Annotated in this window: 15 protein-coding genes; 7 read left to right on the top strand and 8 right to left on the bottom strand. The window is 41.5% G+C overall.

From position 1 onward, the window contains the following. Positions 1 to 6: 6 nt before the first annotated feature. From ACFQ0V_RS09525 to ACFQ0V_RS09510, 4 genes are all read left to right on the top strand, one after another. Positions 7 to 513 carry a TRAP transporter small permease gene (locus ACFQ0V_RS09525; protein WP_381012711.1) on the top strand — a complete coding sequence of 169 codons (507 nt, stop codon included), beginning with the start codon at positions 7 to 9 and terminating at the stop codon, positions 511 to 513. After that, the gene (locus ACFQ0V_RS09520) at positions 510 to 1691 is read left to right on the top strand and encodes an acetyl-CoA C-acetyltransferase (RefSeq protein ID WP_381012709.1); all 1182 of its coding nucleotides are present in this window, start codon (positions 510 to 512) and stop codon (positions 1689 to 1691) included. The genes ACFQ0V_RS09525 and ACFQ0V_RS09520 overlap by 4 nt, the downstream gene beginning before the upstream one ends. A 12-nt stretch (positions 1692 to 1703) precedes the next feature. Then, positions 1704 to 2540, top strand: coding sequence for a 3-hydroxyacyl-CoA dehydrogenase family protein (locus tag ACFQ0V_RS09515; protein WP_381012706.1), 837 nt, complete (start codon positions 1704 to 1706; stop codon positions 2538 to 2540). A 180-nt stretch (positions 2541 to 2720) separates the two neighbouring features. Beyond that, positions 2721 to 3308 (top strand): TetR/AcrR family transcriptional regulator, encoded by a 588-nt coding sequence (locus ACFQ0V_RS09510; RefSeq protein ID WP_381012703.1) that lies wholly within the window; start codon positions 2721 to 2723, stop codon positions 3306 to 3308. Positions 3309 to 3348: 40 nt separating this feature from the next. On the opposite strand, the gene ACFQ0V_RS09505 is transcribed toward ACFQ0V_RS09510, so the two are convergent. Continuing rightward, positions 3349 to 4506 carry an MFS transporter gene (locus ACFQ0V_RS09505; protein ID WP_381012700.1) on the bottom strand — a complete coding sequence of 386 codons (1158 nt, stop codon included), beginning with the start codon at positions 4504 to 4506 and terminating at the stop codon, positions 3349 to 3351. Between the two features lie 183 nt (positions 4507 to 4689). Here ACFQ0V_RS09505 and ACFQ0V_RS09500 point away from each other — a divergent pair, with 183 nt between their 5' ends. Further along, the gene (locus ACFQ0V_RS09500) at positions 4690 to 5523 is read left to right on the top strand and encodes a M15 family metallopeptidase (RefSeq protein ID WP_381012698.1); all 834 of its coding nucleotides are present in this window, start codon (positions 4690 to 4692) and stop codon (positions 5521 to 5523) included. A gap of 55 nt (positions 5524 to 5578) precedes the next feature. On the opposite strand, the gene cls is transcribed toward ACFQ0V_RS09500, so the two are convergent. From cls to ACFQ0V_RS09470, 6 genes are all read right to left on the bottom strand, one after another. Then, the gene (gene cls, locus ACFQ0V_RS09495) at positions 5579 to 7030 is read right to left on the bottom strand and encodes a cardiolipin synthase (RefSeq protein ID WP_381012695.1); all 1452 of its coding nucleotides are present in this window, start codon (positions 7028 to 7030) and stop codon (positions 5579 to 5581) included. A 133-nt stretch (positions 7031 to 7163) separates the two neighbouring features. Continuing rightward, positions 7164 to 8330 (bottom strand): MFS transporter, encoded by a 1167-nt coding sequence (locus ACFQ0V_RS09490; protein ID WP_381012692.1) that lies wholly within the window; start codon positions 8328 to 8330, stop codon positions 7164 to 7166. A gap of 155 nt (positions 8331 to 8485) precedes the next feature. After that, a complete protein-coding gene (locus ACFQ0V_RS09485) occupies positions 8486 to 9814 on the bottom strand; it encodes a sodium-dependent transporter (protein WP_381012689.1) in 1329 nt (442 codons plus the stop codon). A gap of 167 nt (positions 9815 to 9981) precedes the next feature. Beyond that, positions 9982 to 12351 carry a heavy metal translocating P-type ATPase gene (locus tag ACFQ0V_RS09480; protein WP_381012686.1) on the bottom strand — a complete coding sequence of 790 codons (2370 nt, stop codon included), beginning with the start codon at positions 12349 to 12351 and terminating at the stop codon, positions 9982 to 9984. A gap of 73 nt (positions 12352 to 12424) precedes the next feature. Then, complete coding sequence (locus ACFQ0V_RS09475) at positions 12425 to 12634, bottom strand: copper ion binding protein (protein ID WP_381012684.1); 210 nt, start codon at positions 12632 to 12634, stop codon at positions 12425 to 12427. Positions 12635 to 12642: 8 nt separating this feature from the next. Next, complete coding sequence (locus ACFQ0V_RS09470) at positions 12643 to 12942, bottom strand: metal-sensitive transcriptional regulator (protein WP_381012681.1); 300 nt, start codon at positions 12940 to 12942, stop codon at positions 12643 to 12645. A gap of 151 nt (positions 12943 to 13093) precedes the next feature. Here ACFQ0V_RS09470 and ACFQ0V_RS09465 point away from each other — a divergent pair, with 151 nt between their 5' ends. Continuing rightward, the gene (locus ACFQ0V_RS09465) at positions 13094 to 13312 is read left to right on the top strand and encodes an Lmo0850 family protein (RefSeq protein WP_381012679.1); all 219 of its coding nucleotides are present in this window, start codon (positions 13094 to 13096) and stop codon (positions 13310 to 13312) included. 409 nt (positions 13313 to 13721) lie between these two features. On the opposite strand, the gene ACFQ0V_RS09460 is transcribed toward ACFQ0V_RS09465, so the two are convergent. Beyond that, the gene (locus ACFQ0V_RS09460) at positions 13722 to 14915 is read right to left on the bottom strand and encodes an FtsW/RodA/SpoVE family cell cycle protein (RefSeq protein ID WP_381012676.1); all 1194 of its coding nucleotides are present in this window, start codon (positions 14913 to 14915) and stop codon (positions 13722 to 13724) included. A gap of 189 nt (positions 14916 to 15104) precedes the next feature. On the opposite strand from ACFQ0V_RS09460, the gene ACFQ0V_RS09455 reads away from it, so the two are divergent. Then, positions 15105 to 16166: a D-alanine--D-alanine ligase gene (locus ACFQ0V_RS09455; protein WP_381012674.1), complete on the top strand. Its 1062-nt coding sequence runs from the start codon at positions 15105 to 15107 to the stop codon at positions 16164 to 16166. Positions 16167 to 16171: the final 5 nt, after the last annotated feature.

Genomic DNA, 16171 nt, shown 5'->3' with positions numbered 1-16171 from the left:
GTGAGTATGATGAAAACCATTATAAAAGTGAATGACTTTTTCCGAACATTTGGCGTTTACATTAGCGGACTAGCGATTTTTGCGATGATGTGGATTATCGTGGTCGATGTCTTTATGAGAAATATATTTAATAAGCCACTTGTCGGCACGTATGAAATTGTTCAATATTATTTAATGCCTTTAGCGATTTTTCCAGCGCTCGCTTTTGCTTATTGGTCTGGAGTATTGCCGAGATTGTCAGAATTAATTTCAAAATTGCCAGAAAGCGTTCAACGTTTTCACCGCTGGCTCATTTTATTAATTGAATTACTAATTTTTACACTCATGACGTATTACGGGTTTTTATTCGCTATATCTGGTTTACAAGAAAGTATGGCGATTCCTGTAGGAGGAAAATTACTCCTCGTTTGGCCCGTATACTTTTTAGTACCGATTGGATTTTTCTTTGTTTTAGTAGAAGTTATTTTTAGATTGTTGAAACAATCAACTGCAAAAGGAGAGGTTAATGTATGAAAAATGTATATATTGTCGCAGGTGCTCGTACAGCATTTACGAGCTTCGGTGGTTCATTTGCGAATGTATCAGCGGACGCTTTAGGAACAGCCACTGCGGTAGAAGCGATGAAACGTGCGAACGTTCAACCAGAGCAAATTGACCATGTCATTTACGGCGGTGTCATCCATACAGGGGTGAACGCATCTTATTTAGCGCGTCATATCGCTTTACACGCTGGAGTTCCTGTCGAAGTACCGGCATTGACAGTGAATCGTCTTTGCGGTTCAGGCATGCAGTCGGTCGTATCAGGGGCTCATATGATCATGCTCGGTGAAGCAGACATCGTATTAGCAGGAGGAGCAGAAAATATGTCGCAAGCGCCGTACTCGAATTTTGAACAACGCTTTGGCGGTTCGAAAATGGGCAACTTGCAATTTGAAGATATGCTTCAGGCGACATTGACTGACCAATATACAGGAAGCGGCATGGGCATGACAGCGGAGAAGTTAGCCGATCAGTACGATATTTCGCGTGAAGAACAAGATGAGTTCGCTGTCTTATCGAATCAACGTGCAGCGAAAGCGCGTGAAGCTGGCATTTACGCGGAAGAAATCGTGCCAGTCGAAGTGAAAAAACGTCGCGATACAGTCGTCGTTTCAGAAGACGAACATATTAAACCAGAAGCAACAGTAGAAGGGCTTGCGAAATTGCGTCCAGCTTTCAAACAAGACGGTTCTGTCACAGCGGGCAACGCATCAGGTATCAATGATGGGGCAGCTTCTCTCATCATCGCAAGCGAAGAAGCGGTACAGAAATACAGTTTAAAACCGATCGCTCGCATCGTTTCATCCGGTACCGTTGGAGTCGATCCAACAGTTATGGGCATCGGTCCCGTACCTGCGATTCGTCAAGCGTTAGAGCGTGCACAGTTGACGATTGAAGATATGGATCGCGTTGAAATAAACGAAGCGTTCGCTTCTCAGTATTTAGCGGTAGAAAAAGAGCTCGGATTAGACCGAGAAAAAACGAATGTTCACGGTGGAGCGATCGCGCTTGGTCACCCGGTTGGCGCAAGTGGAGCACGTATTTTATTGAGTGCTGCGATGGAATTACAACGTGAAAATTTACAATATGCAGTCGCAAGTTTATGTATCGGTGGCGGACAAGGAATTGCGGTCGTCATCGAGAAAGTGTAAGGAGGAACGAAGATGAAAGTAGCTGTTATCGGCTCAGGAATAATGGGCAATGGAATCGCACAAGTGATGGCGATGGCGGGATATGAAACAGTCCTCGTCGACGTTCAACAAGAAGCGCTCGATCGTGCTAAAACGACGATGGAAAAAAATATCGGTCGCGTCATTGAGAAACAAGGGTTAGAGACGACTGTAGAAGAAGTGATGCAACGTGTGCAATTGACAACAGACATTCAACATGTTTCAAACGCAGAAGTCGTCGTGGAAGCGATTGTAGAAAAGATGGAAGCGAAAAAAACACTTCTTCAACAATTGGATGAAGTGTGCGAACCGAAAACGATTTTCGCATCGAACACGTCTAGTTTATCAGTGACGGAAATGGCCGCGGCGACGAAGCGTCCAGATAAAGTAGCGGGCATGCATTTCTTCAACCCGGTTCCTGTCATGGAGCTCGTTGAATTAGTGAAAGGTGCTGACACGTCAGACGAGACAGTAGCTGTTTTACAACGTTTAACAGAAGCGATGAATAAACAAAGCATTCTCGTAAACGATGCGCCACTGTTCGTCGTCAATCGTATTTTAATTCCGATGTTAAGTGAAGCGATGTTCGTGTATGAAGAAGGAATCGCTTCTGCGGAAGATATCGATCAAGGGATGAAGCTCGGGACGAATCAACCGATCGGACCGCTTCGTTTAGCAGATATGATTGGTTTAGATACGCTGTTAGCAGTTCAACAATCATTACTGGATGAAACGGGCGACTCGAAATACCGCATTCCGTTCATTTTGAAAAAACTCGTCCGAGCAGGCCATTATGGACGTAAAACAGGCCGTGGGTTTTATCAGTATTAAATAGTTTGTCATATACGCATTCTTATCGAAATCTGCTTTCCCCAAATTAAGATTTCGTGAGAATTACCCCAATGTATACAAAAGACTGAGTGCGGGTACCCAACCGCTCCTCAGTCTTTTTCTCGTCGTGACGAAGAGAAATTATGCTATAATGCATGAGGTAGAAGGAGAGGAGTTCATGTGACAGTCACGAATAAAAAAGTTCGACGTAAAAAAGACCAAATTTTAATGTCAGCGATTAAAATCGTCAATGAACGAGGCTATGAAAGAGCGACGATGGAAGATATTGCTGCAGAGCTTCAAATGACGAAAGGCTCGCTCTATTATTATTTTAAAAATAAAAATGACTTGCTTTATCAATGCCATCACCTCGTCCTTTCACGAGCGATTGCGGAGCATGAAAGTCATTTACTTGAAAATTTATCCTCAGAACAATTGTTGCGCAAAATGGTTGGCACACATATTAATTTTGCGATTAATGAGCGTGAAATCTTTAATATGATGATTGATCCGAAACGAACGTTTGATGACGGACAATTAGAATCAGTCTTGTTACTAAGAACAAAATATGCTGGTCTATTCGATGAAGTAATTCGTCGAGGGATTGCGGCACAACAATTTGAGCGGAGTGAAGTTGTACTCGTACGAATGTTTATTTTAGGTGCGATGAACTGGGTGCAACAATGGTTTAATGAGAATGGACGTTTCGATCAAGAAACGCTAATTGAAGAGTATGCGAATTACGTTTTGAAATTGTTGAAAAAGTAAAACGAAGCCTTTCTCCTTTAAATAGGAGATGGCTTCGTTTTTAAAATTGCAATTTTTTTCGAGTCGTTAAAACGAGAAGTAAAGCAGGAACTGAGCAAATCATCATGCTCGCAAACGCATAAGACGGCTGAAGGTCGTATAAAAATCCTGCAGGGAATGTTAAAATCGCAATGCTTAAACTCATCGCAAACGCTGCATAAAACCCTTGGGCTGGCGCAATTAATGACTCATCCAAATGTTTTGAAATGTATTGAATGAATGCATAATGGGCAAAACCGAAAGAGAGTGCGTGCAGTCCTTGAGAGAGTATAAAAACAGGAGCCGTCGGGAAAATGAAAATGAGCAACCAACGTAAAGAAGAACCCGCACTTGCGATAATGTACAATGTAGAAATTTTCACGTTCGCAAAATAACGATCCGCTTGTGTAAAGAAAACAATTTCAAACAAAACCGCAATATTTAAAATGAGTCCGATGTAAACACCATTCACTTGTAAATCATTTAAATAAATAAACCCATAGTTATAGTAAGCGGTATGTGCCCCTTGTAATAACACTGCTAAAACTCCAATCACGATAAATGTTTTCGATTGGAATAATTGTTTAAGGGAAGTTTTTTTATGTTCTTGAGACGTGTCAAAAGAAGTAATCGCAACAGGTGCTCGTTGGAAGAAATAGAAAACTAAAATTCCGAGTCCGGCAATCATTCCATATAAAATGACCCCTTCTCCCCAAAATCCAATCAATGCGCCAATAATGAAAACAGACACCGTATAACCGATCGATCCATATGAGCGACTTTTCCCATAATGGATATGCTCGCGTTGCATTAATACAGTCGCACTACTTTCTATTGCGGGAAGTAATGTCGGATAGAACATACTGAACAGTGCAGTAATAATAAGTAGGGCAGTAAAGGATGAAGCGGGAATGTATAAAAGGAGCGCGACAATCGAAGCGATTCCCATCCATCGAATGACCGAAACGAGCGGTGCTTTTCTCGTCATCATCGGGAAAAATAAAAAGGTAGAGAAGGACCGAAGAATCATCCCTACTCCCATGACGACACTTGCTGCGGTAACGGTTAAGCCTTTGTCAGTCGTTAACCAGCCTGTCCAAAAAGGGAGAAAAATCCCCCACGTAATAAAGAAGAAAAAGAATCCAAATGATAACCAACGCTGGCTATTCAAAAGCGTCACCCTTTCATAAAAATTAATTTTAGTATAACGGAAAAACGTTTATTTAGATACAATAGTTCGTGTAAATAGCACAAATAGGAAAAAAGCATGTTAAAATGAAAGAAATCTTCAATTGTTTAGGTTTGACTGTTTATTATATTGACTGGCGGAATAAAAATGAATAAGAGAAAGTGAGACAATGATATGGCGAGAAGACGAGTGAAATCGAATTTTACGAAAAAGCTAGTATTGCTTATTTTAGCCCTCCTTACGATCACATTAACATTTTATGCTTGTTCTTTAAAAGAAGATGACCAAGAAGAAGTACAAGAGGATGTAGAAGTCGTAAATGAAGACGAACAACAACAAGAAACACCTGAACCAGAAGTTGTAGAAGAGGAAGAAGAAGTTGTTGAGACAGAAGAAGAGGAAATCGAAGAAGAGCCTTATTTTTTAGAAACGGTAGAAGTTGACTCGAACGGTTATCCACTTGTGGATAACGGGCTTCCAGAAGAACCGACAGTCATTGACGGCGTGCTCATCGCAAGTAAAGTATTTCCTTTACCTAAAACGTATAACCCAGGAGAAAGCAAAGAAGCACGTGCTGCATTTGAACGAATGGCAGCCGACGCAAAAAAAGAAGGAATTCCACTTCATGCGTTCAGCACTTTCCGCTCATATGACTATCAAGTCGGCTTATATGATCGTTACGTGAAGCGTGATGGGCAAGCGGCAGCCGACACATATAGTGCGCGTCCAGGATACTCAGAACACCAGACGGGCCTCGCTTTTGATATCGGTGCGGTAGGAGAAGAAGGACATTATGCACGCAACAGTTTCGCTACGACGAAAGCGGGCATTTGGGTGCGAGACAATGCACATCGTTACGGCTTCATTATGCGTTATCCTGAGGGGAAAGAACATATTACAGGGTATATGTATGAATCGTGGCATTTCCGTTACGTAGGCGAAACGATCGCATCGGACATTTATAAACGAGGAATTACATTAGAACAATATTTAGGATTAATCGAGTAGAAAAAAAGCTGTGTCTACACAATGTTGTAAAAACATTCAAGTAGACACAGCTTTTTTATAAAATCGGTGAAATGAGACGAGAAATCGATTCTTTAATTTTAATCGTATTTGAGCGTTGTAAGTACATTTCGTAGGTCAATTCTGAACTGTCGAGTATATCTTTTTCAAATAATTCAGCGAGTCGATGTGAGTCAGTTTTATCGTAAATAAAGGCGTTCACTTCAAAATTTAATTTAAAGCTGCGCATGTCAATATTCGCAGTACCGACTGTTGAAACTCGATCATCGACGACGATTTGTTTCGCGTGGATAAATCCTTTTTCATAAATATATACGCGAGCCCCTGCTTTTAATAATTTCCCAATGTTAGAATACGTCGCCCAGTAAACGAACATATGGTCAGGCTTGTTCGGAATCATAATACGTACGTCTACACCTGAAAGACAAGCGATTCGTACAGCATCGATAAAGCTCGCATCTGGAATGAAGTACGGTGTTTGAATGTAAATATAATCTCGTGCTTGATAAATCATTTTTAAATAGCCGTCTTTAATTTGTTCCCATTCAGAGTCTGGACCACTGGAGACGATTTGAACAGCGACATCGCCTTTTTGTGGAATGACAGGGAAATAACGATCCGCATATTGAATTTCATGTGCTTCAGAAGCTTGCGTCCAGTCTAAAATAAAACGAGTTTGGAGCGGGTGAACGGCACTTCCTTCGATGCGAAGATGAGTATCGCGCCAATAGCCAAACTTTTTCGCTAATCCTAAGTACTCATCCCCAACGTTAAATCCTCCGATATATCCGATGCGACCGTCGATAATGACAATCTTGCGGTGGTTTCGATAGTTGAGTCGAGGGTTGATTAAAGGCAAAATCGAAGGGAAAAAGACCCCGACATCTCCACCTAAATCGAGCAACTCTTGAAAATCTTTTTTGCGCACGCCACGTGAACCGATATCGTCATATAAAACGCGCACTTTCACGCCTTGTTTCGCTTTGCGAATTAAAACATCCACAATGCGCTTGCCGAGATCATCCAAACGGAAAATATAATATTGAACGTGGATATGGTCTTTCGCTTGTTCCATATCTTCTAAAAGTTTTTCGAACTTTTCTTTCCCATCGTCAAAAATGTCGATCGCATTATCTTGCGTCAAGACAGCGTGATTATTACGCAAATGCATGAAAATCATATCATCATAATATTTGGTCTCAGGATTACGAAATTCAAAAGAACCTTTCTCAATCGCATCCATTTGATAGTCAATCAGTTTTTCAATACCGATTTTACTTTGTCCTTCCCAACGGAATAAATGCTTTTTGCGTAATCGACGCCCGAGCAATAAATAAATGACGAACCCTAAAATAGGGATGAAAAATAACACGAGTAACCAAGCCCATGTCGCAGCAGGGTCTCGTCGTTCTAAAAAAATGAGAGCAATCGCTAAAAAGATGTTAATAATTAAAACACTTGCGACGGTCAAACTAATTAAGCTAGTCATTTGAATGCTATTCCTCCTTCAAAACTTCAATCCCTTCTTCTTAGTATAGCGAAATTCATGGGAAAAAGTAGTTTTTACTGAATGAACCGAAAGAAACCATCCGAAAAGGACGGTTTCTTTGCTTGTGTCATTATTATTTTGCTATTTCTTTTAATGAATGAGAAGAGCGATTGAACAAGATGAGCAAGAGGAGCGATAATATAGCAATCGTTGCGGAAATGTAATAAATTTGTCCCTCTAATTTTGTGAATAAGAAGACGAATAGTAACGGTCCGAAAATACGTCCCATATTATCCATCGAATATGCCATACCTGCTGCTGTACCATAGCGTCCACCAGACTCTTTAGAAGTGAGAGAGACGAGCACAGTACGTCCGAGCGCGTTACCTGCAGTGAACACACTTAACGCAAAACCTGCGAAGAATAGGCTGTTCGTAAATGGAATGAGCAATAGCCCGATCCCTGTAATAATTTGAGCGCCAAAAATCCATTTCGTTTCGGTTCCGTTTTTCACGCGACGTACGACGCCACCTTGAATGAACGCATCGACGAATCCACTCGCCATAAATAAGTAACCGACTTGTTTCGGTGTAATGTCGATTTTAGACATTTGGAATAATTGGAATGTCGCTTCGATGCCAGCGAGTAAAAATGTGATGAAGAAAGAAAGTACAAATAAATAGCGAATGCGGTATTTCCAAAGCTTGCTTGCGCCTTCTGGAACGATGGCACGTTTCGTTGCGTCTCCACGTCGTACTGGTTCTTTTAAGACGATTGAAGCGTACACGAATAAAACGAGTGTCAAAATACCTGATGCGATAAACGGAAGTTGGAAGCTGTAATCGCCGAGCACGCCACCGATTGCAGGCCCGAAGATGAACCCGAGTCCGATCGACATTCCGAGCAAGCCCATATATTTATTTCGGTTCTCCTCATCCGTTAAATCCGCCACGAACCCTGTAACAGCTGTGTAGAGTGCTCCAGAGAATACGCCGCCGACGATGCGCGAGACGTAAAGCAATGTTAAATTGTCCATGAAGAGTGCGAATAAAAAGAAGCTCGCACTAAATCCGACGAGTCCGGTTAAAATAAGCTTTTTACGTCCCGTATTATCGGACAATTTCCCCCATAATGGGGCAGTGAAGAAGGAAGCGATTGCGTAAATCGTCAACAAGCCTCCGACATGTACTTCAGAATAATTTTCTGCGACGACGACTTCAGGTAATATTGGAATGATGATGCCGAAGCCGAGATACACGAAAAATTGAACAGACATAAGAAGTAAAATTGATTTTTTCATATAATCTCCTACTTTCTTTCAAAATAAATCATTATAAGTGGAATACCCTATTTCTTATAAACATACGCTCATTACATGAAGTGAAAATAACAAAAAATGACATACAGACGGAAATAATTCCATACTGTATGTCATTCTATCAAATATTCCTTGAATTAAAAGAAAATTCCGGCGATAAAAATAATGAGTATCGCAATCGGGGCTAAAAAGCGGACAGAAACAATCCACATCGTATAGAAGAATGGTTTCGTCTGTAGTTCTGTTTTCGATTCGTTCGTCGTGTAGTAATAGCCGACGAATAAAGAAATGAGTAAAGCGCCGATTGGCATTCCGATATTGTTCGTTAAAAATTCCATAAATCCGAAAATTGATTGGGAGCCGATTCGAATATGAGAAAGCACCCCTTCCGACAAGGCGCTCGGAATTCCGATCATAAAGATGAACAATCCGAGCAACCATGTGACACGCACACGACGTTTTGGGCGGTCTTTCACGACGACAGAGACGACCATTTCGAGTAATGACATCGCGGACGTTAATGTCGCGAACAATAATAAAATAAAGAAAATGATTAAAAAGAAATTGCCGAATGGGATTTGTTCGAATACCGCTGGCAAAATGACGAAGACGAGCCCAGGCCCTTCATCTGTTTTAAATCCTAAAGCAAATACTGCAGGAAAGATGACGAGTCCTGCCAATATGGAAATGAAGACGTTCATTAAAGCGACGTTCACTCCAGTTCCTGCAATATTTTCATTTTTCCCTAAATAAGAAGCGTATGTAATCATGATCGAAATCCCGACACTTAAAGTGAAAAAGGCTTGTCCTAATGCAAGTAAGACGGTTTCACCAGTAATTTTTGAAAAATCAGGGACGAACATGAAGCGGACACCTTCCATTGCTCCAGGCAATGTTAAAGAACGAATCGCTAAAATGACGAAGAAAATGAAAAGAGCGGGCATAATAATTTTACTCGCTTTTTCAATACCACTTTTAATTCCTGCTTGCACGATAAAAATCGTAATGAGGAAAAATGCACCTTGTGCGATGATCATTTCCCAAGGGTTTTGAATGACCGATTGAAACAATGTATCGTATGAAGTGCCTTCTGTTGAATTTAGTTGAAACAGTAAAGCTCGAACTAAATAGCTTAAAATCCATCCGCCGACGACACTGTAGAAAGATAAGATGAGAGCGGATGTAATCGTTCCTAAATAACCGACGAGGTACCAAGGGGTACCAGGTGCCTGTCGTTTAAATGATGTAATCGCATCGGCTTGTCCACGACGGCCGATCATAAATTCTGCGATTAAGACAGGTAAGCTAATGAGGAGCATACAAAGAATGAATAAAATAATAAAAGCACTGCCTCCATTACTGCCTGCCATGTAAGGAAACTTCCAAATGGCACCGAGTCCGACTGCGCTACCTGCTGCAGCGAGCATAAATCCGAGCTTATTGGAAAAGTGTTCACGTTGTGCCAAAAGAATTCTCCTTTCATTTTTGAATAAATTTTGACGCGTTGAATATTATAACAAAATTGAAACGGAAAAGTACGAAAATTTCGGAAAGTGTAAAAATGTATAAAGATGCAAAACAGCATGCGATCGTTTCACGCATGCTGTTTTTTAATATAAAGTTATGCACATGTTTACAACTTAATTTTTTGGAGCCGTAAAGCGTTCAATACGACGGATACCGAACTGAATGCCATCGCAGCACCAGCGACCCAAGGAGCGAGTAAGCCCATTGCGGCAATCGGAATGCCGAGCGAGTTGTAAGCGAGTGCCCAAAATAAGTTTTGTTTAATGTTGCGCACACTTGCTGCGCTCATACGGAATGTTTTCGGAACGAGTGAAATGTTTCCTTGCATTAACGTAATATCCGCCGCTTCAATGGCGATGTCTGTTCCTGTTCCCATCGCGATCCCGATGGAAGCACGAGCGAGCGCGGGGGCGTCATTAATCCCATCTCCGACCATTGCGACGCGCAGTCCACTCGATTCTAATAAGTCGATCGTTTCGGCTTTATTTGTCGGAAGAACGTCGGCAATCACTTCTTTAATGCCGACTTTTTGGGCGATTGCTTGAGCGGTCATTTCATTATCTCCAGTGAGCATCATCGTTGAATAACCCGCTTCATGCAATTGTTGAATCGCTTCGATTGCTCCTTCTTTAATCGGGTCTGCAACCGTGAGGAAACCACAATATTTCCCGTCTACGGCGATATACATGACGGTTTCGCCTTCTGTTCGATACTTATCCACAGTGGATAAGTCGTTAGGCAATGCGACATGATGTTCATCCATTAATGTTTTATTTCCGATGTGGATAGTTTCTTCATCGATAATGGCAGAAACACCTTTCCCCATAATCGTTTGAAATTGCTCGATTGGAACGAACGGAATGTTTTGTTCTTCTCCGTAACGCACGATAGCGGTCGCTAAAGGGTGTTCAGATTCTCGTTCAATGGAGACGATAGCGGAAAGAAGTTTCGCTTGATCGCGGGTCGTCTCGAAATGAGTGACTGTTGGACGACCTTCTGTAATCGTTCCTGTTTTATCAAAGACGATCGTATCGACGTCTTTTGCACGTTCCATCGCTTCAGCTGTTTTAAACAAAATGCCGTATTCCGCGGCGCGTCCAGAGCCTGCCATAATGGAAGTCGGGGTCGCGAGTCCGAGTGCACAAGGGCAAGCGATGACGAGAACGGCAATCGTACTTTTTAACGCTGTGGCAAAATCGCCAGGACTGACTATGATATACCAAATGACGAATGTAAGCAATGCAATTCCGACGACAATCGGGACAAAAAAATTTGAAATTTGGTCCGCTAAACGTTGAATAGGCGCTTTCGAGCCTTGTGCTTCTTCGACGATTTTAATAATTTGAGAAAGCATCGTATCTTTGCCGACTTTGTTCGCGCGTATGCGAATCGGATTTCCTGTATTAATCGTCGCAGTGAATGTTTCTGCACCACTAGACTTATGCACAGGCATACTTTCTCCCGTCAACATCGATTCATCGATCGTCGTTTCTCCTTCGACGATGACTCCGTCGACAGGAATCGCTTCTCCTGCACGAATGAGTAAAATATCATCGAGTACGACTTCTTGAATTGGCACTTCGATATGTTCACCGTCCCGAATGAGTGTCGCAGTTGTCGGTTGCATTTGAATGAGCGAACGAATGGCATCTGATGAACGACCTTTCGCTTTCGCTTCAAAATATTTCCCTAGTAAGATGAGCGTAATTAACATCGCGCTCGTTTCGAAGTATAGTCCGTGATGTGGATCTTGAAATACGAGATATACGGAATAAAAATAAGCAGCGGACGTACCGAGTGCGACGAGCACATCCATATTGGCACTTTTATTTTTTAGTGAATAGTACGCACCTTTATAAAAATTCGCTCCGATTATAAATTGAACGGGTGTCGCAAGCGCCCATTGGACATATGGATTTAATAAAATGGGCGGTACGTAGATGAATGAAGTGAAAGAGAAGTGGCTAAACATCGTCCACAATAAAGGGAATGTTAAAATGATGGACAATAGCAGTTGTCGTTTCTTCTTCTCTGTTTCATCATCTTTTTCACGAGGAGCATTCGTTTCTTTCGATACAGCATCAAACCCGATATTGCGAATTTTTTCTGTAATATCCTCGATTGAAATCTCTTCCGGATTGTAGCGGATCGTTCCTGTTTCGAGCGCTAAGTTGACTGTGGCAGATTCGATGCGTGGGTCTCGATTTAATACGCGCTCGATTCGTCCCGAACAAGCTGCACACGTCATGCCGATAATATCTAATTGTGCTTCTTCTAAAATGATGTCATAGCCGAGTGATTGAATTTTTTGTTCAATTTCTTCGAATGACACTTTTTTCGGGTCATACTCTACATGTGCTTTTTCTGTCGCAAAGTTGACGGTCGCCTTCACATCGGCTAAGTCATTTAATCCTTTTTCGACACGGTTCGAACAGGCAGCGCACGTCATCCCTTTCACTTGAAATTGTTGAATCATTGTATCACTTCCTATGTACCCTCAGGGGGTATATTTTTATGAGAAAGAAACTGCGGGTAATACCGCAGTAACGTTATTCAACGACGTCGAATCCTTGATTTTCAATCGTTAGTGAGAGTGTTGATTCAGAAACTTGATCAGCGTTGTAATCAATCATAACCGTACCTTCATCTAAATTCACTTGTACAGACTGTACACCGACTTCTTTTGAAAGAGCTGTTTCAATAGCATTGACGCAATGTCCACAAGACATACCTTCTACTTGAAATTGAATATGTTCCATTTGTATCCCTACTTTCTCATTAATTTTGTCATCGTCGTAACGAGTTCGTCTAAAATCGTTTCATCGCCTTCAGCGAGTCGATTTTTGACACAGCCTTTTAAATGGCCGTCGAGTAAAATAGCAGCGACACTATTTAAAGCAGATTGCGTCGCCGATAATTGCGTAATAATATCATCGCAATAGACGTCTTCATCGACCATGCGCTTAATGCCTCGAATTTGTCCTTCGATGCGGTTCAGTCGATGTGTTAAGTTCGTCTTTACATGTTCAGGGTGGTGACTTTTTCGACAAGTTTCAGCTTCAGCCATATCGTAAACGCCCCTTTCATGATTTACGTTCAGTATAATGTACCCTGTTAGGGTATGTCAAAGAGAAAGTTTATTTACAGAAAAACAATATTGTAACAGAAATGAAACGTTTGAACGACTGAAATCGTGGTATGATAAGAGTGCTACTAAAATGTACGGAGTGAATAGAGAAATTTCTCTCATTTACAAACAGAAGGAAGGTCGTGGCAAAGAGATGAAAGAGAAAAATAATTTAAAAACGATTTTGTTACAATTAGCTAATTTAGGTGTGTCTGCATCTTTGACGAAATCTCGATTAGAAATGTTGAAAGCAATTGCCCCTCCTGCACAAGAACTATCGACAACACCTGAACCGAATAGCTGTAAGTGAACTACCCACCACTTAACTTCGTTTGAAGTGGGGGCTTCTCGCTTCCACGAACATAGCTTGCAAGCAAGTCTTATGTGTTCTCCACGAGCGTGAATTCGGGGCATTCCAACCCTACTGATACGCAATGTTTTTAGTACCTTGGATATTTTACGCATACGAGGGGCTTGGTTTTCGCTCTTATTTCCGTATGCAACTCCATATATCCAGTTGTCAAAGAACATTATGTCTATATTTTACCAAATTCTTTGGCTAAAGCCAACCGAAATTCATCTCCCACCTACTCATTGGTGCTATTCGCACCTTCACACTCCTTGAGGATGGGAGACTTCTTTCGGAAAGTCGTTAAAATGAAAAGCACGTCGCATTTGCTCTACCTTAAACAGAAGGTACGCAAGTGCGATGTGCTTTTTTAATGTTCTTCGTCTGAAAACATATACGAGCGTTGGTGATAACGTATGCTAAATACAAGACCGACTGCGATTGACATACTAAAGATAGAACTTCCTCCGAAACTGATGAAAGGAAGCGGGATACCGGTAATCGGTAATAATTGAATGTTCATCCCGATATTTTCAATGACGTGGAAGGCGATCATCGAAATGACACCCGTTGTAATGTAGATGCTGAAAGGATCCGTTAGACTGAGTGAGATTCGGGTCAAATGATAAATTAAAATAAAGAATAAAATGATGACGAAGCTTGAACCGATGAAACCATACTCTTCTCCGATAATGCTGAAGATAAAGTCGGTATGGTTTTCAGGTACGTATACTTCCCGTCCTTTATATCCTTTACCGAACAATTCACCAGAGCCGATTCCGGTCATCGTCTGAATTAAGTTGAACCCTTCGTTACTCGGGTACGAGTAAGGATCTAACCATGAATACACACGTTTCATTCGGAATTCATCGAGTCCGACTTTTTCGCGTAAAAAATCTTGAGCGTACACACTCATCCATAGGACGGTCGCACCAAGCGCAGCCCCGCCGACGAAGAGAGGCGTAAGTAATTTCCAAGAAATTCCTGAAACGACGATGACGCCGAGAGTAATCGCTAAGAAGACGAGCGATGTTCCTAAGTCTTGACTAATGATGAAAAACAATGGCAAAGTGAGTGTTCCTAAAATTTTTAAGAGTAAAATAAAGTCTGTTTGAATCGTTTTAATGCTCGTATTTTCATGGTGTTTACTGACGACACGAGCGATGACTAAAATATAAAAAATCTTCACGAATTCAGATGGTTGAATTCGTCCGATCACAGGTAAGTTTAACCACCGTTTCGCACCATTGTAAATTGGAGCGAGTCCCGTACCTGGTCCACCAGGGCCCCATTTGACGAGCGCTAATAAAACAAGTCCGAAAAGTAAAGAGAACCATGCAATTTTTTTATATTGTTCCGGTTCTAAAACGAGTGTCATTCCGATTAAAATGAAACCGACGACGAACCATACAACTTGGTTTAAAGCAAAGTTTCTTAAATATTGACCGGACGTTTGAGCGGACGAAATCGCGATGACACTGACGATAGCGAGAGCGATAATGATGAGGGCTAATTTCCAATCAAACCGTTTGAAAAATGAATCTTTTTTATCTTGTAGGCTCACAACATCCACCTTTTCTTTTTCATAAATTCGATATCCATTTCTAAATTATAACGGATATGTTTTAAATGTGCATACTTTTCAATGACGTTGTTCGGACAATTAAAGTTGCTTCTCGCAATTCACTTTTCGTTACGTCTCTATTCATGGTAAACTAAAAAGAATGATTTTAATAGAATGTGAGGGAACGAGATGAAAACAATCATCGGTTTAATATATGGTGGAAAGTCAGCAGAGCACGAGGTGTCGTTGTCGACTGCTTATGAAGTGATGCAAGCGATTGATTATGCAAAATTTGACGTGTTACCGATCTATATTACGATTCAAGGCGAATGGTGCCAAGGTGAAAAGCGTACAACTCCTTTTGAACATAAAGAGTCTTTACGCTTCGACAGCAAAGGAAAAGCAGATTCGATTCAACAAATTATCGCCAACGGATTAGCGTTCGATCTTGCGTTCCCTGTTCTTCATGGAACGAATGGTGAAGATGGGACTGTACAAGGGTTGTTTGAAGTGTTAAACATTCCGTACGTCGGAAATGGCGTTCTCGCTTCATCTGCTGGAATGGATAAAGTATCGATGAAGCAACTATTTGAAATTGCGGGATTAGCTCAAGTTCCGTACGTCCATTTCGTCCGACCGGATTGGGAACAAAATCGTGCTGAAGTGATAGAAAAAGCAGAAAAAGAATTGCCGTATCCGATGTTTGTCAAACCAGCGAACTTAGGGTCTAGTGTAGGAATTAGTAAAGCAGATGACCGTGCGCAATTAGAAGAGGCTATTGAACTCGCCCTTCGCTTCGACCGCAAAATTGTCATCGAAGAAGGAGTAACAGCTCGTGAAATCGAGATGGGCGTACTCGGAAATGACTACCCTGAATTTTCGGTTCCAGGAGAAATTAAACCGATCGCTGCTTTTTATGATTATGAAGCGAAATATCAAGACGATTCGACAGAGCTCGTCATTCCAGCCGAAGTTTCGGAAGAAGTGAAATCGAAAATGACAGAAATGGCTCGCGGTGCTTACCGTGTTCTCGACTGTGCAGGACTCGTGCGCGCTGACTTTTTTGTCACAGCAAACGATGAGGTTTACATTAATGAAGTGAACACGATGCCAGGCTTTACGAAAACATCGATGTTCCCATTACTATGGCAAAATACTGGAATGACATACCCTGAAATTATCGAACGACTAATCGAATTAGCGATGGAACGTCATACAGCAAAACAAAAAATTCAATATACGATGGATTGAGTGAT

Origin of the sequence: Savagea faecisuis, assembly GCF_042675605.1 — a bacterium.
GTDB lineage: Bacteria > Bacillota > Bacilli > Bacillales_A > Planococcaceae > Savagea > Savagea faecisuis.
This window is presented reverse-complemented; position numbering and strand designations above follow the sequence as displayed.

Excerpts from the sequence above, each read along its gene's own strand:
- ACFQ0V_RS09455 (WP_381012674.1), top strand. The coding sequence starts at position 15,105 with ATGAAAACAATCATCGGTTTAATATATGGTGGAAAGTCAGCAGAGCAC.
- ACFQ0V_RS09475 (WP_381012684.1), bottom strand. The coding sequence starts at position 12,634 with ATGGAACATATTCAATTTCAAGTAGAAGGTATGTCTTGTGGACATTGC.
- ACFQ0V_RS09525 (WP_381012711.1), top strand. The coding sequence starts at position 7 with ATGATGAAAACCATTATAAAAGTGAATGACTTTTTCCGAACATTTGGC.
- ACFQ0V_RS09465 (WP_381012679.1), top strand. The coding sequence starts at position 13,094 with ATGTACGGAGTGAATAGAGAAATTTCTCTCATTTACAAACAGAAGGAA.
- ACFQ0V_RS09515 (WP_381012706.1), top strand. The coding sequence starts at position 1,704 with ATGAAAGTAGCTGTTATCGGCTCAGGAATAATGGGCAATGGAATCGCA.
- ACFQ0V_RS09480 (WP_381012686.1), bottom strand. The coding sequence starts at position 12,351 with ATGATTCAACAATTTCAAGTGAAAGGGATGACGTGCGCTGCCTGTTCG.
- cls (WP_381012695.1), bottom strand. The coding sequence starts at position 7,030 with ATGACTAGCTTAATTAGTTTGACCGTCGCAAGTGTTTTAATTATTAAC.
- ACFQ0V_RS09490 (WP_381012692.1), bottom strand. The coding sequence starts at position 8,330 with ATGAAAAAATCAATTTTACTTCTTATGTCTGTTCAATTTTTCGTGTAT.
- ACFQ0V_RS09470 (WP_381012681.1), bottom strand. The coding sequence starts at position 12,942 with ATGGCTGAAGCTGAAACTTGTCGAAAAAGTCACCACCCTGAACATGTA.
- ACFQ0V_RS09520 (WP_381012709.1), top strand. The coding sequence starts at position 510 with ATGAAAAATGTATATATTGTCGCAGGTGCTCGTACAGCATTTACGAGC.
- ACFQ0V_RS09500 (WP_381012698.1), top strand. The coding sequence starts at position 4,690 with ATGGCGAGAAGACGAGTGAAATCGAATTTTACGAAAAAGCTAGTATTG.